General features: G+C 71.7%; 26 protein-coding genes. 8 read left to right on the plus strand and 18 right to left on the minus strand.

Annotation, left to right across the window (positions count from 1 at the left end):
• Window positions 1-412, plus strand: a 412-nt coding sequence (locus ACTZWW_RS19470) for a DUF418 domain-containing protein (RefSeq protein WP_444782628.1), incomplete at its 5' end; no start/stop codon positions are given.
• Between the two features lie 25 nt (window positions 413-437).
• On the opposite strand, the gene gor is transcribed toward ACTZWW_RS19470, so the two are convergent.
• Genes gor through rpiA form a run of 3 tightly spaced genes read right to left on the minus strand, consistent with a single transcriptional unit; the run spans window position 438 to window position 3,161 of the window.
• Window positions 438-1,820, minus strand: coding sequence for a glutathione-disulfide reductase (gene gor, locus ACTZWW_RS19475; RefSeq protein ID WP_444782629.1), 1,383 nt, complete (start codon window positions 1,818-1,820; stop codon window positions 438-440).
• Window positions 1,821-1,862: 42 nt separating this feature from the next.
• Window positions 1,863-2,426 (minus strand): DUF2059 domain-containing protein, encoded by a 564-nt coding sequence (locus ACTZWW_RS19480; protein WP_444782630.1) that lies wholly within the window; start codon window positions 2,424-2,426, stop codon window positions 1,863-1,865.
• Window positions 2,427-2,462: 36 nt separating this feature from the next.
• Window positions 2,463-3,161 carry a ribose-5-phosphate isomerase RpiA gene (gene rpiA, locus ACTZWW_RS19485; protein WP_444782631.1) on the minus strand — a complete coding sequence of 233 codons (699 nt, stop codon included), beginning with the start codon at window positions 3,159-3,161 and terminating at the stop codon, window positions 2,463-2,465.
• Window positions 3,162-3,369: 208 nt separating this feature from the next.
• Here rpiA and ACTZWW_RS19490 point away from each other — a divergent pair, with 208 nt between their 5' ends.
• Together ACTZWW_RS19490 and ACTZWW_RS19495 are read left to right on the plus strand one after the other, a co-directional pair.
• Window positions 3,370-4,155, plus strand: coding sequence for an SDR family NAD(P)-dependent oxidoreductase (locus ACTZWW_RS19490; protein ID WP_444782632.1), 786 nt, complete (start codon window positions 3,370-3,372; stop codon window positions 4,153-4,155).
• A 95-nt stretch (window positions 4,156-4,250) separates the two neighbouring features.
• Window positions 4,251-4,463, plus strand: coding sequence for a hypothetical protein (locus tag ACTZWW_RS19495; RefSeq protein ID WP_444782633.1), 213 nt, complete (start codon window positions 4,251-4,253; stop codon window positions 4,461-4,463).
• Between the two features lie 9 nt (window positions 4,464-4,472).
• Here the strand turns inward: ACTZWW_RS19495 and ACTZWW_RS19500 are convergent, their stop codons facing one another.
• Entirely contained in the window at window positions 4,473-5,702 is a 1,230-nt protein-coding gene (locus ACTZWW_RS19500) for an NAD(P)/FAD-dependent oxidoreductase (protein WP_444782634.1), read from the minus strand.
• A 170-nt stretch (window positions 5,703-5,872) separates the two neighbouring features.
• Between ACTZWW_RS19500 and ACTZWW_RS19505 the strand changes: the two genes are divergently transcribed.
• Together ACTZWW_RS19505 and ACTZWW_RS19510 are read left to right on the plus strand one after the other, a co-directional pair.
• On the plus strand, window positions 5,873-6,352 hold the full coding sequence (locus ACTZWW_RS19505; RefSeq protein ID WP_444782635.1) for a UPF0262 family protein: 480 nt from the start codon (window positions 5,873-5,875) through the stop codon (window positions 6,350-6,352).
• 4 nt (window positions 6,353-6,356) lie between these two features.
• Entirely contained in the window at window positions 6,357-6,800 is a 444-nt protein-coding gene (locus ACTZWW_RS19510) for an arsenate-mycothiol transferase ArsC (protein WP_444782636.1), read from the plus strand.
• A 4-nt stretch (window positions 6,801-6,804) separates the two neighbouring features.
• Here the strand turns inward: ACTZWW_RS19510 and ACTZWW_RS19515 are convergent, their stop codons facing one another.
• The 6 genes from ACTZWW_RS19515 to ACTZWW_RS19540 form a co-directional block, all read right to left on the minus strand.
• The gene (locus tag ACTZWW_RS19515) at window positions 6,805-7,140 is read right to left on the minus strand and encodes an AzlD family protein (protein ID WP_444782637.1); all 336 of its coding nucleotides are present in this window, start codon (window positions 7,138-7,140) and stop codon (window positions 6,805-6,807) included.
• Window positions 7,133-7,852 carry an AzlC family ABC transporter permease gene (locus ACTZWW_RS19520; protein WP_444782638.1) on the minus strand — a complete coding sequence of 240 codons (720 nt, stop codon included), beginning with the start codon at window positions 7,850-7,852 and terminating at the stop codon, window positions 7,133-7,135. Before ACTZWW_RS19520 ends, ACTZWW_RS19515 begins: the two co-directional genes overlap by 8 nt.
• A 196-nt stretch (window positions 7,853-8,048) precedes the next feature.
• A complete protein-coding gene (locus tag ACTZWW_RS19525) occupies window positions 8,049-8,972 on the minus strand; it encodes a metal ABC transporter permease (RefSeq protein ID WP_444782639.1) in 924 nt (307 codons plus the stop codon).
• Window positions 8,969-10,216 carry a metal ABC transporter permease gene (locus ACTZWW_RS19530; RefSeq protein ID WP_444782640.1) on the minus strand — a complete coding sequence of 416 codons (1,248 nt, stop codon included), beginning with the start codon at window positions 10,214-10,216 and terminating at the stop codon, window positions 8,969-8,971. The genes ACTZWW_RS19525 and ACTZWW_RS19530 overlap by 4 nt, the downstream gene beginning before the upstream one ends.
• A 1-nt stretch (window position 10,217) precedes the next feature.
• Window positions 10,218-11,033, minus strand: a complete 816-nt coding sequence (locus ACTZWW_RS19535) for a metal ABC transporter ATP-binding protein (RefSeq protein ID WP_444782641.1) — start codon at window positions 11,031-11,033, stop codon at window positions 10,218-10,220.
• 8 nt (window positions 11,034-11,041) lie between these two features.
• Window positions 11,042-12,022: a metal ABC transporter solute-binding protein, Zn/Mn family gene (locus ACTZWW_RS19540; RefSeq protein ID WP_444782642.1), complete on the minus strand. Its 981-nt coding sequence runs from the start codon at window positions 12,020-12,022 to the stop codon at window positions 11,042-11,044.
• A 126-nt stretch (window positions 12,023-12,148) separates the two neighbouring features.
• Between ACTZWW_RS19540 and ACTZWW_RS19545 the strand changes: the two genes are divergently transcribed.
• Window positions 12,149-12,595 (plus strand): Fur family transcriptional regulator, encoded by a 447-nt coding sequence (locus tag ACTZWW_RS19545; RefSeq protein WP_444782643.1) that lies wholly within the window; start codon window positions 12,149-12,151, stop codon window positions 12,593-12,595.
• A gap of 185 nt (window positions 12,596-12,780) precedes the next feature.
• On the opposite strand, the gene ACTZWW_RS19550 is transcribed toward ACTZWW_RS19545, so the two are convergent.
• Both ACTZWW_RS19550 and ACTZWW_RS19555 read right to left on the minus strand, forming a co-directional pair.
• Complete coding sequence (locus tag ACTZWW_RS19550) at window positions 12,781-14,061, minus strand: DNA polymerase IV (RefSeq protein WP_444782644.1); 1,281 nt, start codon at window positions 14,059-14,061, stop codon at window positions 12,781-12,783.
• A gap of 14 nt (window positions 14,062-14,075) precedes the next feature.
• Entirely contained in the window at window positions 14,076-14,375 is a 300-nt protein-coding gene (locus ACTZWW_RS19555; RefSeq protein ID WP_444782645.1) for a DUF3572 family protein, read from the minus strand.
• 112 nt (window positions 14,376-14,487) lie between these two features.
• Here ACTZWW_RS19555 and ACTZWW_RS19560 point away from each other — a divergent pair, with 112 nt between their 5' ends.
• Both ACTZWW_RS19560 and ACTZWW_RS19565 read left to right on the plus strand, forming a co-directional pair.
• Entirely contained in the window at window positions 14,488-14,859 is a 372-nt protein-coding gene (locus ACTZWW_RS19560; RefSeq protein WP_029030225.1) for a response regulator, read from the plus strand.
• A 14-nt stretch (window positions 14,860-14,873) separates the two neighbouring features.
• The gene (locus ACTZWW_RS19565; RefSeq protein ID WP_444782646.1) at window positions 14,874-16,250 is read left to right on the plus strand and encodes a PleD family two-component system response regulator; all 1,377 of its coding nucleotides are present in this window, start codon (window positions 14,874-14,876) and stop codon (window positions 16,248-16,250) included.
• Between the two features lie 407 nt (window positions 16,251-16,657).
• Here the strand turns inward: ACTZWW_RS19565 and ACTZWW_RS19570 are convergent, their stop codons facing one another.
• From ACTZWW_RS19570 to aroA, 6 genes are all read right to left on the minus strand, one after another.
• Window positions 16,658-18,049 carry a TRAP transporter large permease gene (locus tag ACTZWW_RS19570; protein ID WP_444782647.1) on the minus strand — a complete coding sequence of 464 codons (1,392 nt, stop codon included), beginning with the start codon at window positions 18,047-18,049 and terminating at the stop codon, window positions 16,658-16,660.
• A gap of 6 nt (window positions 18,050-18,055) precedes the next feature.
• The gene (locus ACTZWW_RS19575; RefSeq protein ID WP_444782648.1) at window positions 18,056-18,607 is read right to left on the minus strand and encodes a TRAP transporter small permease subunit; all 552 of its coding nucleotides are present in this window, start codon (window positions 18,605-18,607) and stop codon (window positions 18,056-18,058) included.
• Window positions 18,608-18,800: 193 nt separating this feature from the next.
• Window positions 18,801-20,165, minus strand: coding sequence for a TRAP transporter large permease (locus ACTZWW_RS19580; protein ID WP_444782649.1), 1,365 nt, complete (start codon window positions 20,163-20,165; stop codon window positions 18,801-18,803).
• Between the two features lie 45 nt (window positions 20,166-20,210).
• Window positions 20,211-20,807, minus strand: coding sequence for a TRAP transporter small permease subunit (locus ACTZWW_RS19585; protein ID WP_444782650.1), 597 nt, complete (start codon window positions 20,805-20,807; stop codon window positions 20,211-20,213).
• 33 nt (window positions 20,808-20,840) lie between these two features.
• A complete protein-coding gene (locus ACTZWW_RS19590) occupies window positions 20,841-21,941 on the minus strand; it encodes a TRAP transporter substrate-binding protein (RefSeq protein WP_444782651.1) in 1,101 nt (366 codons plus the stop codon).
• A 212-nt stretch (window positions 21,942-22,153) separates the two neighbouring features.
• A complete protein-coding gene (aroA, locus tag ACTZWW_RS19595) occupies window positions 22,154-23,425 on the minus strand; it encodes a 3-phosphoshikimate 1-carboxyvinyltransferase (protein ID WP_444782652.1) in 1,272 nt (423 codons plus the stop codon).
• Window positions 23,426-23,901: the final 476 nt, after the last annotated feature.

The following is a 23,901-nucleotide window of genomic DNA, read 5'->3' on the forward strand; positions in this document are numbered from 1 at the left end:
GGTATCGGCCCTGGTCTCGCCGGGCGCGCTCGGCACGGCGACGGTGGTCGCGGCGGCGGGCATCCTCGCGCTCGCGGCGCCGATCCTCTCGTTCGGCCTCGCCGTCGTCGTCCTCGACACCGCGCGGCGCCGGCCGGACGCGCTCCTGGTGCGCGCCTGCGCGATCGTGGGTGAGAGCGCGCTGTCGGGCTACCTCCTCCACTCCGTCCTGCTCGGGGGCGTGTTCCTCGGCTGGGGGCTGGGCCTCTGGGGCGCCCTCGACGCGGCGGCGATCCTCGCCGTCGCGCTCGCGACCTACGGCGTGATCGTCGTGCTCATCGCCCTGTGGCGGCGCGCCTTCGCGCAGGGGCCGATGGAGATCGTCATGCGCCGGATCGTGCGCGGCGGCGCCCCGCGCGCCGCCCGGCCGTGAGGCCCGGCGTCCTCTCGCCCGCCTCTCAGCGCGCCCGCGTGCGCATGGTGACGAGCTCCTCCGCCGCCGTCGGATGCACGGCGACGGTGCGGTCGAGATCGGCCTTGGTCGCGCCCATCGTCACGGCGACACCGGCGAGCTGGATCATCTCGGCGGCATCGCGCCCGAACACGTGCAGCCCCAGGACGACGTCGCTCCTCGCGTCGACGACGAGCTTCATGTAGACCGGGTCGTCGCGCCCCGACAGCGTCGCGCGCATGGAGCGGAAGGACGTCTCGTAGATCGCGACCTCCCCCGTGCGCTGGCGCGCCAGCGTCTCCGAGCAGCCGACGGTGCCGATCTCGGGGGTCGAGAACACGGCGGTGGGGATGATCTCGTGATCGACCATCCGCGGCGCGCCGCCGAACACCGTGTCGGCGAAGGCGTGCCCCTCGCGGATGGCGATGGGGGTGAGCGCCGCACGATTCGTCACGTCGCCGACGGCCGAGATCGAGGGGACGAGCGTGCGCGAGTAGCCGTCGACGATGATCTCGCCTCCGGCGCCCAGCGCCACGCCCGCCGCCTCGAGCCCGAGCTCCGCCGTACTGGGCTTGCGGCCGGTGGCGACGAGCACCTGGTCGAACGCGCCGCGCGTGCCGTCGGAGAAGGTCGCGGCGATGGCGCCCTCGGCGTCCCGTTCGAGCCGTTCCAGCGTCGTGCCGAAGCGCAGCGCGATGCCCTTGCGCGCGTAGGCGGCACCGAGGCGGTCGCGCAGGTCCTCGTCGAAGCCGCGCAGCAGCTTGTCGCCACGCAGCGACATCGTCACCTGCGAGCCGAGCCCGGCGAAGATGCCGGCGAACTCGACGCCGATGTAGCCGCCGCCGACGATCAGGATGCGCCGCGGCTGCTCGGGAAGGTCGAATATCTCGTTGGACGTGATCCCCAGCTCGCCGCCGGGGATCTCCGGCTCGAGCGAGGGCCGCGCGCCGACCGCGACGAGGACGTGGCGCGCCCGGAAGGTCTCTCCGGTCGTCGTCAGCCGCACGACGTGCGGTCCCTCGACGACCGCGCGCCCATCGAGCAGGCGCACGCCCACCCTCTCGAGGTTGGTGCGGTAGACACTCTCGAGCCGCGTGATCTCGCGCTCCTTCGCGGCGACGAGCGCCCGCCAGTCGAAGGTCGGCGCGCCCACGCTCCAGCCGTAGCCGGCCGCGTCCGCGAAGTCGTCGGAGAAGCGCGAGGCGAGCACCATCAGCTTCTTGGGCACGCAGCCGCGGATCACGCAGGTACCGCCCCAGCGGAACTCCTCGGCGATCGCGACCCGCGCGCCATGGCCCGCCGCGATGCGCGCCGCGCGCACGCCGCCGGAGCCGCCGCCGATGACGAACAGGTCGAGATCGAAGTCGCCGCTTTGGTGCTCGCCGGTCATGGCGCGTGTCTCCTGGTGCGGGTCAGCGCGTGCCGGCGCCGCTCACTGCTGCGCCGGCGCCGCGCCGCCGCCCGCGGCCTGCGCCTCGCGCCGCGCGACCATCTCAGCCTGGACACGGATCTGCAGGTACTCGTTGAGTTCCTGCGACCAGGCCTGCATCTCGGAGATCAGCCCGTCGAGGATCGCCGGCTGGACCTCGACGTAGCGGCGCCCGGCCTCGCTCTCGAAGAAGGCGGCGATCGCGGTCAGCTCCTCCTCGGAGAGGCGCGAGGCGATGACGCGTGCGGCGCGGTTCTGCATGGCGCGGCGCTGCAGGTCCATCTCCGGCCGGAGCTCGCGGATGACTTCGCCGGCGTCCTCCAGGAGCGCCGGGTTGCGGCCGTACTGCCGCAGGAGGCCCTCCTGCATCTGCGGGATGACCGCCTCGAAGGAGCGCGACATGCCGGAGGAGGTGACGACCTCGCGGGCGAGCGCGAGGTGGCTCTCGGAGAACTGCGCCTGGGCGGCGGGGGTCGCCTCCGTCTGCGCGCGGGCGCCGGTCGTCGCGGCGCCGGCCAGCGCGAGGGCGACGGCGAGCGTGGAAGCGGCGAGAAGGGGTCTCAACATGGTGCGGAAGGCTCCGGATTGTCGGGATTGTCGGTGTCAGAGGTCGCCCAGGGTGACGAGGCCGCCCTCCGTCGCGATCACGGCCCCGGTGGCGAGACCGAGGAAGAGGCCGTGCTCGACGACGCCGGGAATCGTGGCGAGCGCCGCCGCGAGGGCGTCAGGCGCCTCGATTCGGCCGAGCTGCGCGTCGAGGATGAAGTGGCCGCCGTCGGTGACGTAGGGCGAGTTGTCCGTGGCGTTTCTGAGGCCGAGCGTGCCGGACGCGCCGGCCGCGGCGATCGCCCGCTCCACCGCCCGGCGCGTGGCGCCGAGCCCGAAGGGCACGACCTCGATGGGCAGCGGGAAGGCGCCGAGCGTGGCGACGCGCTTCGAGGCGTCGGCGATCACCACCATGCGGCGCGAGGCCGCGGCGACGATCTTCTCGCGCAGCAGCGCCCCGCCCCCGCCCTTGACGAGGTTGAGCGCGTCGTCGAGCTCGTCGGCGCCGTCGACGGTGAGGTCGAGCTCGGGAAACTCGTCGAGGGTCGCGAGGCGGATCCCTTCGGCCTCGGCCTGCGCCCGCGTCGCCTCGGAGGTCGGCACGCCCACGACGTCGAGGCCGCCGCGAACCCGCGCGCCGAGGAGGGCGACGAAGTGCCTGGCGGTCGAGCCGGTGCCGAGCCCCAGGCGCATGCCGGGCTCGACGAGGGCGAGCGCGCGCGCGGCCGCGTCACGCTTAAGGGCGTCTGCGCTCATGAGGGCGCTCCAGAGGTCGCGCGGATTGGCATACGAAGGCTCGAGGGCATGGCGGCTCGCAGTCCCGGTCGCGTCGAATGGGGGTCCTTAACATGCGTGGGGGACGCGGGGAAAGCGCCGCCTCGCCCGCACGCCCCCGCCCCGTCGGCCCGCCCCCTTTCGCCACGCCGCCGCGCGGGCTAGACGGATCGCGACACGGAGGATTTCCATGCAGCTTTCAGACGTCTCCGCCGCCATCGTCACCGGCGGCGCTTCCGGCCTCGGTGAGGCCACGGCGCGCAGGCTCGCGCAGGCCGGCGTGAAGGTCGCGGTCTTCGACCGCGACGCCACCCGCGGCGAGGCGGTCGCCGCCGACATCGGCGGCCTGTTCTGCGCCGTCGACGTCACCGACGAGGCCACCATCGACGCAGGCCTCGACAAGGCCCGCGCCGCGCACGGCGTCGAGCGCCTGCTCGTCAACTGCGCGGGCGTCGCCCCGGGCAAGCGCACCGTCACGAAGAAGCGCGACACCGGCGCGCTCGTCGCCCACGACGTCGAGACCTTCGCGCGCACGGTCCAGATCAACCTCGTCGGCACCTTCGCCATGATCGCCAAGTGCGCCGCCGCCATGGCCGGCCTCGACCCGGTGACCGCCGACGGCGGACGCGGCGTCGTGGTCTCGACGGCGTCCGTCGCGGCGCAGGACGGGCAGATCGGCCAGGCGGCCTATGCCGCCTCCAAGGCGGGCGTCGTCGGGCTGACGCTGCCGGTGGCGCGCGACCTCGCGGGGCTCGGCATCCGCGTCGTGACGATCCTGCCGGGCCTGTTCGAGACGCCGATGTTCGCCTCGGTGCCGGAGGACATCCGCAAGGCGCTGGAGGCCGGCGTGCCGTTCCCCTCGCGGCTCGGCAAGCCGTCGGAATACGCGGCGCTGGTCGCGGCGATCGTCGAGAACGACATGCTCAACGGCGAGACCATCCGCCTCGACGGCGCGCTGCGCATGCAGCCGAAGTGACGCTTCGGGACGACCCGGCTTGATCTCCCTCAACGCGCGGGGCGGACGTCGGCGCCATCGTGCCACCACGTTCTCCACCGTGCCGTGAGGTTCCCATGCTCAAGCTCGCCGTCCTGATCTTCATCCTCACCGCCCCGACCTTCGCGGGCACGCTCGTCATCGGCGTTCTCACCGCGGACATGGCGCTCGCCAGCGCCATGCCGATCGTCGTCGCCGCGGCGGTGGGCGTCCTCGCCGCCGTGCCGGCGAGCTGGGCGATCGCGCGGGCCATCCTCGCCAACCAGAAGCCGGGCCACGGACGCGCCTGACGCGCGCCGTCAGATGACGTTGCGCTCCACGTCGCGCCGGCCGTCCCTCACGCGCAGGAAGCCGAGATCGGAGAGGTCGAGGGTCGCATAGCGGCCCTCGACGATCCACTCGGCGAGCCCGCGGCCCACCGCCGGGGCCTGCTGCAGGCCGTGGCCGGAAAAGCCGTTGCAGACGAGCATGTTGTCCGGGCCGAGCGGCGCCACCGGTCCGATCAGGGCGTTGCAGTCGAGCGCGCACATGTCGTAGGGCCCGGCCCAGGCGGCGCCGGGGCGGATCGCCTCGAAGGCGGGCACCCGCGCCGCGAGCGCGGGCCAGATCCGTTCCTCGAAAAACGACCAATCGACCGCCTGCGTCGCCGGATCGTCGTCGCGCCAGGCGAGCCCCTCGTCCTCGTCCGGGCCGGGTGAGACGCCGCAGATGAACTGGCGCCCCTCGGCGCTCTCGCCCTCGGGGCGCACGTAGACGCCGGACGTGTCGATGAGGAGGGGGCAGTTCGGCACGTCGCCGCGGCACGAGAAGGTGAAGACGTAGCGCGGGCGTGCGAAGACGGGCAGGTCGACGCCCGCCATCGCCGCCACCGCGCGCCCGCCGGCGCCGGCACAGTCGACGAGCGTGCCGCAGGCGATGCGCTCCCCGTCGGCCAGCACGGCGTGCGTGATGCGGGAGCCCTCGCGTACGAGGTCCACGACCTCGCCCGAGACGTAGTGCGCGCCGAGCGCCTTCGCCTTGCGCCGGAACGCCTGGAGCAGGCCCCAGCCGTCGAACCAGCCCTCGCCGGAGAGCCCGAGCGAGCCGAGCACCACGTCCTTCCCCGGATTCAGCCACGGGAAGCGGGCGACGAGGGCGGCGGGGTCGAGGAGCGCCACGTCCGCCCCCTCGGCGCACTGGAGCGCGTGCGCCGCGCGCATGCCGGGCTCCTGGGCGGCGTTGGCGAGATAGAGGTAGCCGCCCTCCTTCAGCCCGATCTCCGGCGCGTCCCCGTCGACCGCGAGATGCTCGCCGATCGCCCGCAGGAAGCGGATGCCGTGGAGCGAGATGCGCACGTTCACCGCGCTCGAGAACTGGCTGCGGATCGAGGCGGCGGAGAGCGCCGAGGCCGAGCGCGCGTAGGTCGGGTCCTTCTCCACCACGACGACGCGGCCGGCGAACCCGGGATGGGCGAGGAGGTGCCAGGCGAGCGAGGAGCCCATGGCGGCTCCCCCGACGATGAGGACGTCTGCGGTCTGCGGGCTCGTCACGATGGCGCTCTCGGGGTCCTGCTCTTCTTGTCCGGGCGAGACGGGAGCACGGAACGGGCGCGCCGCCAAGGCGCGAAAGCTCACGCCCGGGTCGCCATGAGAGCGCGGGCCTTTGCGCGGGCCGCGCCGGCGCGCTAGGGTCGCCTCGCGCGAGGCGGGACGGAGCGACCATGGCGGACGGCAAGGGGAAGGGGCTCGTGCGCGTCGTGCTCGACGAGGCCTCGATCGGTCGCGGCAACCCCGATCAGGAGCACGAGCGCGCGGTGGCCATCTGGGACATCGTGGAGGCGAACCACTTCGCCGTGCCCGGGCGCGACGACGGGCCCTACGCGCTCAAGCTCGGCCTCGTCGAGGGCAAGCTCGCCTTCGAGATCCAGACGCAGGACGGCGCGCCGGTGATGACGCACCTGCTCTCGCTCACGCCGTTCCGGCGCGTGATCCGCGACTATCGCACGGTGTGCGAGAGCTACTACGCCGCGATCCGCACCGCCTCCCCGCAGAAGATCGAGGCGATCGACATGGGCCGGCGCGGCTTGCACAACGAGGCGGCGGAGCTGCTGGTGGAGCGGCTCTCGGGCAAGGTCGACATCGACTTCGACACGGCGCGGCGCATCTTCACGCTGATCTTCGCGCTGCACTGGAAGGGCTGAGCCCGTGGCGTCGGCGGGCGAGCGCGTCCATTCCGTCCTGTTCGTGTGCAACTTCAACGCCGTGCGCTCGCCGATGGCCGAGGGCCTGGCACGCCACTTCTTCGGCCGCTCGACCTACGTCCAGTCCGCGGGCGTGCGCAAGGAGGAGGAGCCCGACCCGTTCATGATCGCGGCGATGGACGAGCTCGGCATCGACGCCTCGCGCCACCGCTGCCGCACGCTCGACGAGCTGGAGGAGTACGAGGGGCTGAGCTTCGACCTGATCGTCAGCCTCACCCCGGAGGCGCACCACGCCGCCCTGGAGCTGACACGCTATCTCGCCGCCGACGTGGAATACTGGCCCACCCCCGACCCGACGCTCGAGACCGGCACCCGCGAGCAGCGCATGGACGCGTACCGCGCGACGCGGGACTGGCTGGTGGAGCGGGTGAAGGCGCGGCTGAGGTGAGGCCTCACAGCCCCGCGAGCCGCGCCAGGGACACCGCCGCGAGCCCCGCCGCCACGCCCGCGAGCTCGATCCGCACGAGCGCCATCGTCGCGATCGCGGCGGCGAGGCCGAGCACGGCGGGCAGGCCGGACTGGGCGGCGATCGGCAGGATCGTCGCCACCACGATCGAGCCCGGCAGCGCCCGCAGCGCCCGGTCGATGCGCGGGGTGATGCGCATGCGGCTCATGAACAGGATGCCCGAGGCCCGGCACAGGTAGGTCGCCGCCGCCATCAGCGCGACGGCGAGGTAGTCCGCCGCCGGATGGGCGAGGAACGCCGAGGCGAGCGCGCTCTCAGCCATCGCGCAGGGCTCCCGCGAGCGCGCCGGCGAGCGCGCCGACGACGATGAAGGCGTAGCCGTCGACGAGCGCGCTCGTGGCGAGCGCCACCGCGCCGGCGGCGATCCAGGGGATCGCCGGCCCGAGGCCCTTCCACAGCGGCACGAGCATCACGGCGAAGAAGATCGGCATGACCAGGTCGAGCCCGAAGGCCTCGGGGCGGGTCACCAGCGCGCCGGCGAGGAAACCGGGGATGGTGGCGAGCAGCCACAGGGCCCACAGCATCGCGCCCGCGCCGACGATCACCCCGAGATCGCGCCCGCCCTCGCCGTGGTAGCGCGTCGCGACGAGCCAGTTGGCGTCGACGAGCACGAAGAAGTTCAGGAGCCGGATGCCGCGCGGCATCGCCTTCACGTGCGGCGCGATGGCCGCGCCCATCAGCACCATGCGCCCGTTGATCGTGGCGGTGACCGCGACGAGGTAGAGGAGCGTCGGCCAGGTCCAGACCTCACGCCAGAGCTCCAGCGCCACCATCTGCGAGGCGCCCGCGAAGACGAAGGCGGAGAGCGACAGCGTCAGCCAGAGGTCGAGCCCCTTCTGCGCCGCCGCCGCGCCGAAGGCCGTGCCGAAGACGATCACCCCCGGCACGAGAGGGAGCGTGAGCCGCATGCCGGTGCGGGCGCCGGCGAGGGTGAGGGGCGGTGGGCCGGCCTCCTGCGGCGTGGGGTCGGGCATGGGTTCCGGGTCTCGGGTGCGATGGCGGTGATCGTCGCTCTCGCCATCGCTCTAGGCCGAGGGCTGCGCGCGGACAATCGCACCGGATGCGTACCGGGCATGCGCGCCGCCCCGCGCCGGCGCGGGCCGGGGCCCGGTCATGATCGACGGACCGCGGGCCTCGACGGGACGCCACACGTCCGTGGAGGACGGCGCGTCACCCCTCCCGCGCCGCGCCCACCCGCGCGCGATGCGGGCCGAGGAGGCAGGCGAGCGCGAGGATCGCGCCGGACACGGTGGCGATCATGCCCGCCGCGCTCACCGCGTGCTCCCGGCCGAGCCAGAGCGGGCCCCAGCCGGCGAGCACGTAGCCCAGCACCGCGGAGAGCGTCGCGAACGCGACGCTCCAGGCGACCTGCCGCTCGAGCCGGTTCGTCATCAGCCGCGCGGCGGCGGGCGGGCAGATGAACATGGCGATGACGATGATCGAGCCCACCGCGTCGAAGGCCGCCACCGCCGCGACCGCCGCGGCGACGACGAGGCCGAGCGAGATCACGCCGACGGGCAGCCCCAGCGTCGCCGCGAAGCCCTCGTCGAAGGTCGAGAGCTTCAGGGGACGCCAGAACAGCGCCGTGAGGAGCGCGATCAGCGCCGCCGCCGCCGCCATGCGCGGCAGCTCCGGCGGCAGGCCGGCCAGCGCAGCCGGGTCGAGGAGCGAGCCCCAGCCGTCGGCGGCGAGCCAGATCAGGCTCTCGAGATTGCCGTAGAGCGCGTGCTCCACGTCGATGTGGACGCCCGACGTGTCGGTCTGCTCCAGGATCAGCACGCCCGCCGCGAACATCGCCGTGAAGACGACGCCCATCGCCGCGCCCGGCTCGATGCGCCCGAGGCGCTTGACCGCCTCGATCAGCACGACGGCGACGAGGGCGGCGCCGGCGGCGCCGAGCATCATCGGCCAGGTGGCGATCGTACCCGTGACGAGGAAGGCGACGACGATGCCCGGCAGCACCACGTGCGAGATGGCGTCGCCGATCAGCGCCTGGCGCCGCAGCAGGAGGAAGTTGCCCGGCAGCGCGCAGGCGATCGCCGCGAGGACGCCGATGAGGATCGGCGTGAGGTCGAGCTGTACGAAGCCGCTCACGACGGTGCTCCAGCGCCGTGCGGCGCCACCGGGACGGGCGGCCCGAGCCGGCGATCGAGGTCGGCGATCTCGTCGCGGGTGAGCACGGCCTCGATCGAGGTGAGGCCGTCGTACCGCCCGGAGATGGTCTCGTCGCGATAGATCTCGCGGGCGACGTCCCAGCGCTTCTCGTCGCGCAGCACCTTGGCCGCCTGCGCGGCGCCGGCGGGCGTGCCGACGCCGTCGGGACGGATCAGCCCCTCGTGACGCAGCACCTTGAGCGTCAGCCGGTCGAAGATCGGCTCGCGGCGCGCCAACGCGAGCAGGCCCTGGCGGCGATGCACGTCGAGCTGGAAGCGGCGCTGGCGCCACAGCGCCGCCGCGACGCCGCGATCCGGCGCGAGGAGGAGCGAGACGACGAAGAGGCCGAAGGCGACGAGGACGATGATCGGCCCCGTCGGCAGGTCCGGCGCCGAGGCGGAGAGCGCCGCGCCGAGATAGCCGGCCGCCCCGCCGAGCGCGCCGGCGATCCACACGACACGCTCCGTCCGCTGCGTCCAGAACCGCGCCGTCACCGGCGGGATGATGAGGAGCGCGACGACGAGGATGAGCCCGACGATCTTCAGCCCGATCACGGTCACGGCCATCACGAGCCCCATGATCGCGAGGTCGACGCCGCGCACGTTGACGCCCGACGCCGCCGCCCATTCCGGATCGAAGGAGACGATCGTCATCGGCCGGCGCAGCAGCAGCACGATCCCGACGCTGAGCGCACCGCCGACCGCGATGGTGATCGCATCCGCATAGAGCATGCCCGCCGTCGAGCCGAGGAGGAAGCTCTCGAGCCCGGCCTGGCGCCCGCTCGACATGGTCTGGATCACGGTCAGGAGCACGATGCCGAAGCCGAAGAAGACGGAGAGCACCGCCCCGATCGCGGCGTCCTCGGGAAGCCGCGTGCGCCGGGCGATCCACTCGACGAGGAGGAGGCCCACGGTCGCAGAGACGGCCGAGCCGACGAGCAGCCCCGGCAGGTTGCGCCCGTCGCCGCCGAGCGTCACCATCGCGATGAAGGCGACGCCGATGCCGGGCAGCGTCGCGTGGGCGACCGCGTCCGATACGAGCGCGCGCTTGCGCAGGAAGAGGAAGGTCCCGCCCGCCCCGGCGGCCGCGCCGAGCAGGCCCGCGCCCACGGCGACGAGGGCGGAATTGTAGCCCGCCCGGAGCGCCAGGGCCGCGAGGAAGGCGTCTGCGAAGCCCGTGTCCATCTCAGGCGTCCGAGAGCTCGAGCTGGTCGATGTGCGCGGTGGCGAGCCGGCCGCCGTAGGTCGCCTGCAGGTTCCGCGCCGTGAAGGTGCCGGCCACCGGCCCGTCCGCGATCTTGCGCACGTTGATGAGCAGCAGGTGGTCGAAATAATCCGTCACCGTCGCGAGGTCGTGGTGGACGGCCACCACCGTCTTCCCCGCGCCCTTGAGGCTCTTGAGCACGTCGATGATCGCCTTCTCGGTGGCGGCGTCGACGCCGGCGAAGGGCTCGTCGAGGAGATAGAGGTCGGCCTGCTGCGCCAGCGCGCGGGCGAGGAAGACGCGCTGCTGCTGCCCGCCCGAGAGCTGGCCGATCTGGCGATCGGCGAAGTCCGCCATCCCGACGCGCGCGAGGCAGGCCATGGCGCGCTCGCGGTGGGGGCGGCGCACGAGCCGAACGAGACCGAGCTCGCGGTACATCCCCATCAGGACGACGTCGATCACCCGGGTGGGGAAGTCCCAGTCCACGCTCGCGCGCTGCGGCACGTAGGCGATGCGATGGCGCGCCTTCGCGAGCGGCTCGCCGAAGACCGTGACGCGGCCCGAGACGGAGGGCACGATGCCGAGCGCGGCCTTGAGCAGGCTCGACTTGCCCGCCCCGTTCGGCCCGACGATCGCGACCATGCTCTGCGGCGGGGCCACGAAGTCGACGTTGAAGACGACCGGCTTGTCGCCGTAGGAGACGGTCGTCTCCTGCACCGCGAAGGGGCTGCCGGCGGTTGCGGCCGGGCGCGTGGCCCGGCCGTCCTCCGCGGCGAGATGAACCGCGCCCTGCGCCATCCTGGTCCTCACGAGCCGGCCGCGAGGCGGCCGTCCATGCCGCGCTCCGGCGCCGCGCCGCCGAGCGCGCGGGCGATGGTCGTGGCGTTGTGGTCGATCATCCCGATATACGTGCCCTCCCACGTCCCCGGTTCGCCCATCGCGTCGGAGAACAGCTCGCCGCCGACGGTCACCTCGTGCCCGCGGGCGGCCGCGCCTTCGATCAGCGCGCGGATGTTGCGGTCCGAGACCGAGCTCTCGACGAAGACGGCGCCGATGTCGCGGGAGACGAGCAGGTCGACGAGCTCCTCGATCCGCGCGAGGCCCGCCTCGCTCTCGGTGGAGATGCCCTGGATGCCCACGACCTCGAAGCCGTAGGCGCGTCCGAAATAGTTGAAGGCGTCGTGCGCCGAGAGGAGCACGCGGCCGCCCTCCGGCACCGAGCCGAGGACTCCGTCGGCGTAGTCCGCGAGCCGCGCGATCTCGTCGAGGTGGGCCTCGGCGTTCTGCGTGAAGGCGGCCTCGTGCGCGGGCGCGACGGCGATCATCGCGTCGCGCACCGCCTCGACGACCCCCGACCACAGGCGCGGGTCCATCCACACGTGCGGGTCGAAACGACCCTCGTAGTCGTCGTGCGCGACGAGCCGGTCCTCCGGCAGCGCCTCCGCCACCGCGACGACGGTGGTGGCGGAGGCGAGGTCGAGGAGGAAGCCCTCCATCTGCGCCTCGAGATAGAGCCCGTTCCACAGGACGAGATCGGCGTTGGCGAGCGCGAGGATGTCGGTGCGGGTCTGGCGGTAGGCGTGCGGGTCGACGCCCGGGCCCATCAGAGCGGTCACCGCGACCAGATCGCCGCCGACCTCCCGCGCCACGTCCGCGATCATCCCTGTCGTCGCCACCACGTCCACCGTCTCGTCGGCGCGCGCCGCCGGCGTGCCGAGCAGCCCGGCCGCCGCGATCACGCCCGCCGCGAGCCCGACGAGCCGGCGCTTCGTCATCCGCATGCGCATCCGCGTCTCTCCTTCGCATCGTTCTCCACTAGACGCATATGGGAATGATTTGCATCTGTCAACGCTCTTGCGAGCCATTTGCATCTGGCTCTTGCAAATGCGTCGCACTTGGCTAGCGTTCCGCGGATGACGACACGTGATTCAGAGAGCCTGATCGAGGGGCGCGCGCGGGAGCTGGAGGAGGCCCTGCGCGAGAAGGGCGTTCGCATCACCCGGCAACGCGCCGCCCTCATCGAGGTTCTCTCCCGCGCGGAGGATCACCCGGACGCGAACGAGCTGCACCGCCGCGCCCAGGACCTCGACGCCTCCGTCTCGCTGTCCACGGTCTACCGGACGCTCTCCGTCCTCGAGCAGCAGAACGTCGTCCACCGGCACGCCTTCGAGGGCGCCCCGGCCCGCTTCGAGCCCGCCGACGCCCCGCATCACGATCACATCATCGACATCGAGACCGGAGACGTGCTGGAGTTCCACGACGAGCGGATCGAGAAGCTCCAGGCCGAGATCGCCGAGGAGCTCGGGTACGAGGTCGTCCGACACAGGCTGGAGCTTTACTGCCGCAAGCGGAAGGGCTGAGCGGCCGCGGTCCCGCCCCCTCGGGGCGGGGACGATCCGCGGAGCGGATCAGGTGCGGGGTCCCCCGGCTCGACGGGTGGAGGTTCGGCTGTCGCCGAAGCGCGCCTCGCGGCGCACCCCTCCGTCTCGCCGGCTCCGCCGCCGATCCACCTCCCCCGATGGAGGAGGAGCACCGCTCGTCCTCCTCAATCCCCCTTCCGCAGCACGATCCCCCGCTGCACGACCCCCTGCCCGAAGCGCTTGCGCAGCGACGCGATGGCGTCGGCGCGGCTCTTCTCGCGGGGCGCGTCCGGGTCGGCGAGGTCGCCGCGGTCTGCGAGCGCGGCCTCGCACAGGTCGCCGGCGCCGATGCCGATCAGGCGGAAGGCGGTGCCGTCGCATTCCTCCGCGAGGAGCCGCCGGCCGGCCTCGTAGAGGCGCGTGGCGAGCTGCGTCGGGGGCAGGCCGGAGACGGTGCGGGTTCGCAGCCGGAAGTCGGCCGTCTTCAGCTTGAGCACGACGCTGCGGGTCGCGAAGCCCTCCGCCGCCATGCGCGCGGCGACCTTCTCGGCGAGCCGCCAGAGGATCGGCTCGAGCGCGTCGCGCGCGGAGATGTCCCGGTCGAACGTGGTCTCGGCGGAGACGCTCTTCGTCTCGCGCGCGGGCTCGACGCGGCGCGCGTCCCGCCCCTCGGCGAGGGCCTTCAGACGAAGCCCGTCCCGTCCCGCCACGGCGACGAGGCGGGCGGGGTCGGCGCGGGCGATCCGGCCGATCGTGGCGAAGCCCGCCTGCGCGAGCTTCTTCTGCGCCACCGCGCCGATGCCGGGGAGGATGCCGACGGGCTTGTCCGCCAGGAACGCCGCCGCCTCGTCCGCGCCGATCACCGCGAAGCCCCGGGGCTTGTCGAGGTCGGAGGCGATCTTGGCCAGGAACTTGTTGGGCGCGAGCCCGACCGAGACCGTGATGCCGACCTCGCGCTCCACCCGCGCGGCGAAGCGCGCCAGGGTCACCGCCGGCGGCGCGCCGTGGAGGCGCTCGGTGCCCGACAGGTCGAGGAAGGCCTCGTCGATGGACAGCGGCTCGACGAGCGGCGTGAGGTCGCGCATCATCGCCCGCACCTCCCGCCCGACGGCGGCGTACCTGGCGATGTCGGGGCGGATGACCACGGCGTCGGGGCAAGCCTCGAGCGCCTTGAACATCGGCATCGCCGAGCGCACGCCGTAGGTGCGCGCGACGTAGCAGCAGGTCGACACGACCCCGCGCCGTCCGCCGCCGACGATCACCGGCTTATCGGCGAGGGAGGGATCGTCGCGCTTCTCGATCGTGGCGAAGAAGGCGTCGCAGTCGACGTGGGCGATCGAGAGCGCGGCGAGCTCGGGATGCATGACGAGCCGGGGCGAGCCACAGGCGCGGCAGCGCGGGCGCGCGCCCGGCGCCGGCGGCGCGAGGTGCAGGCAGTCCCGGCACAGGACGGCCGCGGCGGGCACGGCGGGGCTCCCCGTCAGGCGTCGAAGGCGGGGGGCGAGAGCAGCATCTGCGCCCGCAGCACCGTCTCGGGGCTCTCGCCCGCGGCCTGAGCGACCGCGAGCAGCAGCGCGTCCTCGGCCACGACGTGGTCGAGGATCGCGGCGAAGAAACCGGGCTCGGCCGCCGCCGCCCGCAGGCCGGCGGGATCGAGCCCGGTGAGCGCGAGGAAGCGCTCCAGGCGCTCCTCGTCGGCGGCGATCAGCCCCAGGGCGGAGACGGCGATCTCCTCCGCGCGGGCGGCGTTCATGATTGCTGGGCGGCGTTCGGTGCTCACCGGCTCGGCTTCCGATTTGACCATTCGTCAATAGGTGTACGGTACAAGGCATCATCCGAGCAAACGCGAGCCTTGGGCGTGATCGCCCCGCGCACGCCACCCGAGGTCCGGTATGAAGAAGACCGTGCTCATCGTCGAGGACAACGAGCTCAACATGAAGCTCTTCAACGACCTGCTCGAGGCGCACGGCTTCGCGACCCTCAAGACCGCGAGCGGGTTCGAGGCGATGGAGCTCGCCCGCTCCCACCGCCCCGACCTGATCCTCATGGACATCCAGCTCCCCGAGGTCTCCGGCCTCGAGGTGACGAAGTGGCTCAAGGAAGACGACGACCTCAAGGCGATCCCCGTCGTCGCCGTCACCGCCTTCGCCATGAAGGGCGACGAGGAGCGCATCCGCGAGGGCGGCTGCGAGGCCTACCTGTCGAAGCCGATCTCGGTCGCCAAGTTCCTGGAGACCGTCCGCACCTATGTCGGCGACGCGTGAGGGAGTAGCCTGCGATGACAGCCCGAGTCCTCGTCGTCGACGACATCTTTCCCAACGTGAAGCTGCTCGAGGCCAAGCTCTCGGCCGAGTACTTCGACGTCGTCACCGCCATGAACGGCCCCGATGCGCTGGCGATCTGCGAGCAGGGCCAGTGCGACATCGTCCTGCTCGACGTGATGATGCCAGGCATGGACGGGTTCGAGGTCTGCCGGCGGCTGAAGAACGCCCCGACGACGGCGCACCTGCCGGTGGTGATGGTCACCGCGCTCGACCAGCCGAGCGACCGCCTCAAGGGCCTCGACGCCGGCGCCGACGACTTCCTGACGAAGCCCGTCGACGACGCCTCGCTGTTCGCCCGTGTGCGCTCGCTGGTGCGGCTGAAGTCCGTGACGGACGAGCTGCGCACCCGCGCCATGGCCTCGCGCGAGTACGGTCTCGTGGGCGACCCGCTCGCCGCCGCCGCCGCGGAGGACGGTCAGAACGCCAAGATCCTCATCGTCGACGACCGCCGCTCCTCGCACGAGCGGCTGGCGGCGACGCTCTCCCAGCTGCACCGGGTCGACGTCGAGCCCGATCCGCACCAGGCCCTGATCCGGGCCGCCGAGGGCGCATACGACACGGTGCTCGTCTCCCTCGACCTGCAGGAGTTCGACGGCCTGCGGCTGTGCTCGCAGCTGCGCTCGCTCGAGCGCACCCGCGACCTCGCCGTGCTGATGATCGCCGAGGCCGAGGACCGCGGGCGCATCCTGCGCGGCCTCGACATCGGCGTGCACGACTTCCTCACCCGCCCGGTCGACCGCAACGAGCTCGTCGCGCGCGTGCGCACCCAGGTTCGCCGCAAGCGCTTCGCCGAGCGGCTGCGCGAGAGCGTGCAGGTCTCCCTCGAGCTCGCGGTCACCGACGCGCTCACAGGCCTGCACAATCGTCGTTATCTCGACAGCCACCTCGCCGCATTGTTCGACGAGGCGAGCCTGCGGGCCCGCCCGCTGTCGCTGCTCCTGCTCGACATCGACCGCTTCAAGTCCGTCAACGACACGTTCGGCCACGACGCCGGCGACGAGGTGCTGCGGGAGTTCGCAAACCGCATCCGCTCGCTCACCCGCGGCATCGACGTCGTCGCCCGCTTCGGCGGCGAGGAGATCGTCGTCGTGGTGCCCGACACCGGCCTCGAGGGCGCGCGGGCGGTGGCGCAGCGCATCTGCGAGCGCATCGAATCCGAGCCCTTCGGCATCCATCAGGGAACACGCGCCATCCCGGTCACCGTCTCGATCGGCGTCGCCGCGCGAACGCTCGACGATCGCGGCCCCGCCGACATCCTCAAGCGCGCCGACGTCGCCCTCTACCGGGCGAAGGAGGAAGGCCGCAATCGCGTCGTCGCGGCTGCGGCCTGAGGCCGCCTCCGGCGCCCGCCGGGGCACGGTGGCACGCGTCTTAACCTTTACGAAGAATGAATCGGTGCGGCGGCGCGACTCCAGTTGCGCCGCATGGTCGTTCCTGTAGGGTGCACCTCGACGGCGGGACCGCCCAGCGGCCACCCGCCAACGAGACGCCCTCGATGTCCAGGTCCGCCGCATCTCCTGGGTTTTCGCAGGGCACGGCCGGCTCGGAAGCGGATAATGGCCTCCTCATGACCGCTTCCGGCCGGCCACCTCCTCCCCTTCGTCGCTGAAGGCCAGCACGACGCTGAAGACGACCAGACCCCGGCGCCGCGCGGCGCCGGGGTCTGGTCGTGACGTCGAGCTCGTGTCGCGGGCCCGTCCGCACCCATCGGCACCGCGCGGGTGCGGACGGGCCGCGCTCAGCCGTAGAGAACGCTCGGCAGCCAGGTCGCGATCTGCGGGAAGACGAAGAGCAGCGCGATCGCGATCACCTGCAGGATCACGAAGGGGATCACGCCCTGGTAGATCATCCCCGTGGTCACCTTCGAGGGCGCGACGCCGCGCAGGTAGAACAGCGCGAAGCCGAAGGGCGGGGTCAGGAACGAGGTCTGCAGGTTCATGCCGACGATCACGCCGAGCCAGACCGGGCTGACGTCGAGCCCGAGCAGGACCGGCGCCGTGATCGGCAGGACGATGAAGATGATCTCGAACGTGTCGAGGATGAAGCCCAGCACGAACATCATCGCCATCACCGCGACGACCGCGCCGAAGACGCCGCCGGGCAGGCCCGACAGGAGGTCGTGCACCAGCGCGTCGCCGCCCATCAGGCGGAAGACGATCGAGAAGACGGAGGCGCCGAACAGGATGATGAAGATCATCGAGGTGATGGTCGCGGTCGAGACCACCACCTCCTTCAGCGTGCGGGGGCTCAGCTTCCAGCGCAGGGCCGCGAGCAGCGAGGCGCCGACCGCGCCCACCGAGGCGGCCTCCGTCGGCGTGGCGATGCCCCCGAGGATCGAGCCGAGCACGGCGATGATCAGCAGGAGCGGCGGCACCAGGGCGGTGACGACCTCGCGCGGAAGGTGTCGGCGCTCCTCGGGCGGCACGGGCATCGCCGGGCAGCTCTTGGGCGACACCGCAGCCTTGATCACCATCCAGGTGAGATAGAGGCCGACCAGCATCAGGCCGGGGAAGAAGGCGCCTGCGAAGAGATCGCCCACCGAGACCGGCGCCGGCGCGAAGTTGCCCTTCGCCATCTGCACCTGGGCGTTGATGCCCGACAGCATGTCGCCCATGAAGATGAGCACGGTCGAGGGCGGGATGATCTGCCCGAGCGTGCCCGACGCGCAGATCACGCCGCAGGCGAGCCGCGGGTCGTAGCCCGCGCGCAGCATGGCCGGGAGCGAGATCAGCCCCATCGTCACGACGGTGGCGCCGACGACGCCCGTCGATGCGGCGAGAAGCGCGCCCACCACGACGACCGAGATGCCGAGCCCGCCGCGCAGGCTGCCGAACAGCTTGCCCATCGTCAGGAGCAGCTGCTCGGCGATGCCCGAGCGCTCGAGCATCACCCCCATGAAGATGAACAAGGGCACCGCGACGAGCACCTCGTTCGTCATGAAGCCGATGTAGCGCGACGGCAGCGCCGCGTAGTTCGACGGGTCGAACACGCCGAGCCACATGCCCACGAGGCCGAAGATCAGCGACACGCCCGCCAGCGTGAAGGCGACGGGGAAGCCGAGCATCAGCAGGCCGATGATGCCGAAGAACATCGAGCCGGCGAGAATCTCGCCGATGAGGACGGGATCCATGCCGGCTTACTCCTTGCCGTGACCGTAGCGGAGGTCCTCGGGGACGAGATCCTCGCGCCCGCCCAGGATCAGGATACTGCGCGAGATCATGGCGATGCCCTGGAGCAGGATCAGCGCGGCGAATACGAGGATGAAGCTCTTGAGAACGAAGTAGCCCGGCATGCCGCCGACGTTCGGCGACCCCTCGGTGAGGCGCCAGGAACGCTCGATCCAGGGCATGCCGTAGGCGTACATCACCCAGCAATAGGGGAGAATGAAGATCACGACGCCGATCAGGTCGATCAGCGCCTTCCGGCGCACGGTCGCAGGGCGGTAGAAGATGTCCACGCGCACGTGATCGTCGCGCAGGAGCGCGAAGCCGGCGACCGCGGTGAACATGGCACCATTCAGCCAGACGTAGAGGTCCTGCATCCACACCTGCGTCGTCGACAGCACGTAGCGCTGCAGCACGACCGTGAAGCAGACGACGACGATGGCCAGGGCGAGCCAGGAGAAGACGTTGCCCACCACGCGGTTCACACCGCTGAAGGCGCGCATCACCCACGCGACGATCTGCACTCGGCTCCTCCCACCCCGGCGGCGCGCGTTGTCGCGCGTCCTCCACGTTGTTCCCGAACGCCCGCGGCCGGTCGGCGGCGCGCCTCGCGCGGGCGGCGGGCCTGCGCATTCGCGCACGCCCGCATGCGTAGGCCGTATGATACGGATATTCCCCCAGGTCAACGGCCAATCGCGATGGCGCGATGCGCGCGCCTCAGCCGCCGTACATCTGCGCGGGCAGCCACAGCACGAGCTCCTCGAAGCCGAACACGGTCGCCACGACGAGCACCTGGATCGCCACGAACGGGACGACACCCGTGTAGATGTCCGTCGTCTTCACCTCGGGGGGCACCACGCCCTTGAGGTAGAACAGCGAGAAACCGACCGGCGGCGTCAGGAACGACGTCTGCAGCGTCACCGCGAAGAGGACCACGAACCAGGTGAGCTCGAAGCCGAGCCCCACGACGACCGGCCCGACGAGCGGCAGCAGGATCAGCGTGATCTCCAGCCAGTCGAGGAAGAAGCCGGCGAGGAAGGCGATGAACAGGATCACGAGCACGATTCCGCCGGCGGGCAGCGGGATCGAGTTGAGCATGTGGGCGATGAACTCGTCGCCACCGAGCTGGCGCAGCACCACGGCGAAGGCGGTCGCCCCGAGGAAGATGCCGAAGATGAAGGCCGTCGTCAGCGTGGTCTTGTAGCAGACGTCCCGCAGCACCGCGTAGGAGAAGCGCCGGTTGGCGATGGCGAGCAGCGTCGCGCCCGCCGCGCCGACGCCCGACGCCTCCGTGGGCGTCGCGATGCCGAAGAAGATGGAGCCGAGCACCGCGAGGATCAGCAGGATCGGGGGCACCACTGCGAGCAGCGTGTCGACGATCAGCTTCGCGCTGACGGGCTCGAGCCCTTTCGGCGCCGGCGCGAGCTTCGGGAAGATCTGCGCCGCGATGATGACGTAGACGATGTAGGCGACGCCGAGCAGAACCCCGGGAATCAGCGCGCCCATGAACAGCTCGCCCACCGACAGCGACAGCTGGTCGGCCATGAGGATGAGCATGACGGAGGGCGGGATCAGGATGCCGAGCGTGCCGGCCGAGGCGATCACCCCGGATGCGAGGGACTTCGAGTAGTTCTGCGCCAGCATCACCGGCATGGCCAGCATCGCGAGGAGCGTCACCGAGGCGCCGACGATGCCCGTGGAGGCGGCGAGAAGGATGCCGATCAGGATCACGCCGACGGCGAGCCCGCCCCGGAAGCGGCCGAACAGCTTGACGAAGTTCGTCATCAGCTTGTCGGCGACGCCGGAGCGCTCGAGCATCAGCCCCATGAAGATGAACATCGGCAAGGCGACGAGGACCCAGTTCGCCATCTGCGCGTAGATGCGCTGCGCGAAGAAGGCGAACACGCGATCGCTGCGCAGGTTGAACGTGTCGATGCCGAGGTGATCGTTGAGCAGGATCGCCAGGACGGCGAAGATGACGGAGATGCCGCCGAGCAGCCACGCGATCGGAAAGCCGGTGAAGATCAAGGCGATGAAGGAACCCAACATCGCGATGACCAGGAACTCGTAGGTCTCGAGCACGCCCTGCGTCCTCCGGGGCCGCTGGGCCCCCGCCAGTGTGATGGGTCAGGTCTCGGTCGCGCGGGTCCCGCCGATCGGCCGCGGCGCGCCGAAGAGGAAGGCCGTCACCCGCGTGAGCCGCGAGAACGCGGCGAGGCCCAGGAAGGCGAACGCCGTGATGATGAAGGACTTGATGAACCAGCGCGCGGGAAGGCCGCCCGGCGCCGGAGAGGTCTCGTTCAGGTTCCAGGAACGCTCGACGAAGGGGAGTCCGTAGGCGACCACCACGTAGATGAACGGGCCGACGAACAGCAGGAGCCCGAGGAGCTCGACCCAGGCGCGCCGCCGGTGCGACCACCGTTCGGCGATCACGTCGACCCGCACGTGCCCGTCCATGAGCAACGTGTAGGACAGCCCCATCATGAAGCCGATCGCGTAGAGGTGCCATTGCAGCTCCTCGAGCGCGACGAAGTTCGTGCCGATCGCGTAGCGCAGCACGACGTTGCCGACGATGAGCACGATCAGGATCGCCCAGATCCACGAGAACGCTTCCCCTACGACGCGTACGATCGCGTCGAGGGGGCGGGAGATCGCCGTCTCGGGCAGGGAGAAGGCGGCGGCTTCGGCCGCCGCCCCCCCGGGCGTCACGTGGAGATTGGCCACGGAGCGGACCTTTCGTTCAGGTCGCGGATGCGATCACTGGTCCTGGACGATGTTGTTGTAGGCCCAGTCGCGCGGGAGGTAGCCCTTGGCGTACCACTCGGCGTGCTCGCGCTGGAAGGCGCGCATCGAGTCGTGCACCTTCCCGAACTGCGCATCCTGCTCCGAGAGGCGCGCCATCACCGTCTGCGTGGCGTCCCAGAACGTGTCGAGGAAGTCGTCCGACCAGACGACGAGGTTCACGCCCTGCTCCTGGAAGCGCGACAGCACCGCGCCCTGCAGAGCCTCGGCCTTGGCCATGGCCATCGTCACGCCGGCGGTGCAGGTCGTCTCGATGAGGGCCTTGGTCTGGTCGTTGAGCTCGTTCCACGCATCCAGGTTCACGTAGAGGAACTGGTTCGTCGAAGGCTGATGCCAGCCGGGCAGGTAGTAGTACTTCGCCACCTGGAAGAAGCCGAGCTGCTCGTCGACGGTGGGAAGCGAGAACTCGGTCGCGTCGAGCACGCCGGTCTCGAGCGCCTGGTAGAGCTCGCCGCCGGGCAGCAGCGTCACCGACATCTGCAGCTCCTGCATGATCTCGCCGCCCACGCCGGCGGCGCGGAACTTCAGGCCCTGCAGGTCGGACACGTTCGTGATCTCGTTGCGGAACCAGCCGGACGCCTCGGGGCTGATCGAGCCGCACAGGATCGGGTAGACGCCATGGGGCTCGAAGGTCTCCTTCAGCAGCTGGTCGCCCTCGCCGAAGTACATCCAGGCGATGAATCCGGGGCTGTCGAGGCCGAAGGGCGTGGCGCCGAACAGGGCCGAGGCCGGCACCTGGCCGCGCTCGTAGCCCATCCAGGAATAGCCGGCATCGATGTTGCCGAGCGAGGCGTTCTCGAAGATCGCCAGCGGCGGGATCAGGGTGCCCGGCTCCATGACCTGCAGCGTCACCTCGCCGCCGGACACCGCGGCCACGGCCTCGGACACCCACGGCATCGTGTCGCCGAGCGCCGTCAGCGTCGAGGCGAAGGACATCGGGATCTGCCAGCGGACGCTGTCGAATTCCGCGGCGGCGTCGCGCGGGGCGGCGACCAGCGCGGTCGCGGCGAGCGTGGTGACGAGCGCGGTCGTGCGCAGTCCGGCTATCTTCGTCATGAAGGCGTTCTCCCATTCGTGGATGCGCGTCGCCGCCGCCGACGGCCGGCGGCTGCTCTTGTGGCGTTCGGGCGCGCGCATTGGTCCCGGCCGACCCCCCGAGGGCCGGACGTGCGCCACGATAGCCTCAGCCATGCATGGGATTCAAGGCGCATTCCGCAGCGGCCGCCCTAGCCGAAAGTCTAAGGGGTCGCCTTCGCTCTCCGGCGGCGTCAATCGGGCCGCAGCGAGACGCCGAGCCCGGCGAGGTCGTCCCAGAAGCGGGGGTAGGTCTTCGCCGTGCAGCCGGGATCGAGGATGGTGACGCCCGGCACGCGCAGCCCGACGAGGGCCATGCTCATGGCGATGCGGTGGTCGGCATAGGTCTCGATGCGCGCCGGCCGCGCGGTCGCGGCGAGATCCGGATCGCCGACGACGACGAGATCGTCGCCCTCCTCCCGTGCGAGGCCCGGCCGCACGCGGTCGAGCTCGGTCGCCATGGCATGGACGCGGTCGCACTCCTTGACACGCAGGTTCGCGATGCCGACGAAGCGCACCGGCGTCTCGTTGAAGGCGGCGAGCGCGGCGAGCGTGGGAACTGCGTCCTGCATCTGGGAGCCGTCGATCGTCTCCGGCAGGTTGGGGAAGCGGGCGATCACGCCGTGTGCGGCGGCGTCCGGCTGCGTCATGTCCGCCGGCGCGACGCCGAGGTCGATCGCGCCGCCCGTGAGCTGCTCGGCCGCCCACAGGTAGGTCGCGGCGGATGCGTCGGGCTCCACCCGGTAGGCGCAGGCGCGGTAGCCCGTGGGAGAGACGCGCCAGCGGCCGGCATCCTCCTGCACGACATCGGCACCGAAGGCCCGCATCGCGGCGAGCGTCAGGTCGACGTAGCCGCGCGCGCCGATCTCGGCGCCCGACAGCGCCACCGTCACGGGCCGGTCGCCGCAGGCGGCCGCCATGAGCAACGCCGAGACGTACTGGCTCGAGAGGCCGGCATCGATGGTCACGCCGTCGGCGGGGAAGCCGCCTCGCCCGTGTACCGTCACCGGCGGGCACCCCGCGGTGTCGCGCGCCGCGACGCCGAGCGCGCCGAGCGCTGCGGTGAGCGGCCCGATCGGGCGTCTGCGCATGTGCGCGTCCCCGTCGAGCACGACCACGCCTTCGACGAGCGCCGCCGCCGCGGTGAGGAAGCGCATCGCCGTACCGGCGTTGCCGAGGAACAGCGGCCGGTCCGGCGCCGCCAGTCGGCCGGCGCCTGAGACGACGAAGGTCGTCGCGCCGTTCGCGTCCTCGTCCTGGCGCACGGGGACGCCCATGCGCCGCAGGGCCTCTGCCATGTGGCCGGTGTCGTCGCTGGCGAGCGCGCCCGTGAGCACGCTCTCGCCGCGGGCGAGACCCGCGAGCAGAAGAGCCCGGTTGGTGATCGACTTCGAGCCCGGCGGCGTCACCCGCCCGACCAGAGGGCGCCGGGGCGGCGTGATCGTGACGGCGTCGGCACGGGCGATCGCGGTGGCGCTGTGCTCTTCGGCGCGGTGCTCCATGGCGCTCTCCTGCAGGGCCGGATGCCCAGGACTTGCGACCCGTGTGACCCGCGGCGCGCCGGGCGTCAAGGCGGTCGGCGGCACCGATGTCCGCCGCGCGCTTAGCGTGCGTGCGCTCGGCGGAACAGGTGTGCCGGATCCGTCGGCCCGGCCCGATGACGAGGGGGAGAGACGGCGCGCCAGCGCCGCGGGCGAGCCTCCGGCCGTGCCTCGCGGGCGTCGTTTGCGTCGAGAGTCGGGTCCTCGTCGAGAGTCGGGTCCTCGTCGGCATCGGAGCGATCGGCCGCAATGTTGGTTCAGCTCGACGGGAGCGGAGGCGTCCGGGTCCGCGAACGCGCGAAGCCCCGCGGGCGTGAGGCTCGCGGGGCTTCGGGGTCGTGTCGACTTGGTTGCGGGGGCAGGATTTGAACCTGCGACCTTCAGGTTATGAGCCTGACGAG

Origin of the sequence: Salinarimonas sp. NSM (assembly GCF_052380005.1) — a bacterium.
Classification (GTDB): domain Bacteria; phylum Pseudomonadota; class Alphaproteobacteria; order Rhizobiales; family Beijerinckiaceae; genus Salinarimonas.

Bases quoted from the DNA above. Each gene is read 5' to 3' on its own strand.
- ACTZWW_RS19590 (WP_444782651.1), bottom strand. From the start codon at position 21,941: ATGACGAAGATAGCCGGACTGCGCACGACCGCGCTCGTCACCACGCTC.
- ACTZWW_RS19535 (WP_444782641.1), bottom strand. From the start codon at position 11,033: ATGGCGCAGGGCGCGGTTCATCTCGCCGCGGAGGACGGCCGGGCCACG.
- ACTZWW_RS19565 (WP_444782646.1), top strand. From the start codon at position 14,874: ATGACAGCCCGAGTCCTCGTCGTCGACGACATCTTTCCCAACGTGAAG.
- ACTZWW_RS19560 (WP_029030225.1), top strand. From the start codon at position 14,488: ATGAAGAAGACCGTGCTCATCGTCGAGGACAACGAGCTCAACATGAAG.
- ACTZWW_RS19540 (WP_444782642.1), bottom strand. From the start codon at position 12,022: ATGCGCATGCGGATGACGAAGCGCCGGCTCGTCGGGCTCGCGGCGGGC.
- ACTZWW_RS19520 (WP_444782638.1), bottom strand. From the start codon at position 7,852: ATGCCCGACCCCACGCCGCAGGAGGCCGGCCCACCGCCCCTCACCCTC.
- ACTZWW_RS19495 (WP_444782633.1), top strand. From the start codon at position 4,251: ATGCTCAAGCTCGCCGTCCTGATCTTCATCCTCACCGCCCCGACCTTC.
- ACTZWW_RS19530 (WP_444782640.1), bottom strand. From the start codon at position 10,216: ATGGACACGGGCTTCGCAGACGCCTTCCTCGCGGCCCTGGCGCTCCGG.
- gor (WP_444782629.1), bottom strand. From the start codon at position 1,820: ATGACCGGCGAGCACCAAAGCGGCGACTTCGATCTCGACCTGTTCGTC.
- ACTZWW_RS19545 (WP_444782643.1), top strand. From the start codon at position 12,149: ATGACGACACGTGATTCAGAGAGCCTGATCGAGGGGCGCGCGCGGGAG.
- ACTZWW_RS19505 (WP_444782635.1), top strand. From the start codon at position 5,873: ATGGCGGACGGCAAGGGGAAGGGGCTCGTGCGCGTCGTGCTCGACGAG.
- ACTZWW_RS19480 (WP_444782630.1), bottom strand. From the start codon at position 2,426: ATGTTGAGACCCCTTCTCGCCGCTTCCACGCTCGCCGTCGCCCTCGCG.
- ACTZWW_RS19570 (WP_444782647.1), bottom strand. From the start codon at position 18,049: ATGGATCCCGTCCTCATCGGCGAGATTCTCGCCGGCTCGATGTTCTTC.
- rpiA (WP_444782631.1), bottom strand. From the start codon at position 3,161: ATGAGCGCAGACGCCCTTAAGCGTGACGCGGCCGCGCGCGCGCTCGCC.
- ACTZWW_RS19515 (WP_444782637.1), bottom strand. From the start codon at position 7,140: ATGGCTGAGAGCGCGCTCGCCTCGGCGTTCCTCGCCCATCCGGCGGCG.
- ACTZWW_RS19490 (WP_444782632.1), top strand. From the start codon at position 3,370: ATGCAGCTTTCAGACGTCTCCGCCGCCATCGTCACCGGCGGCGCTTCC.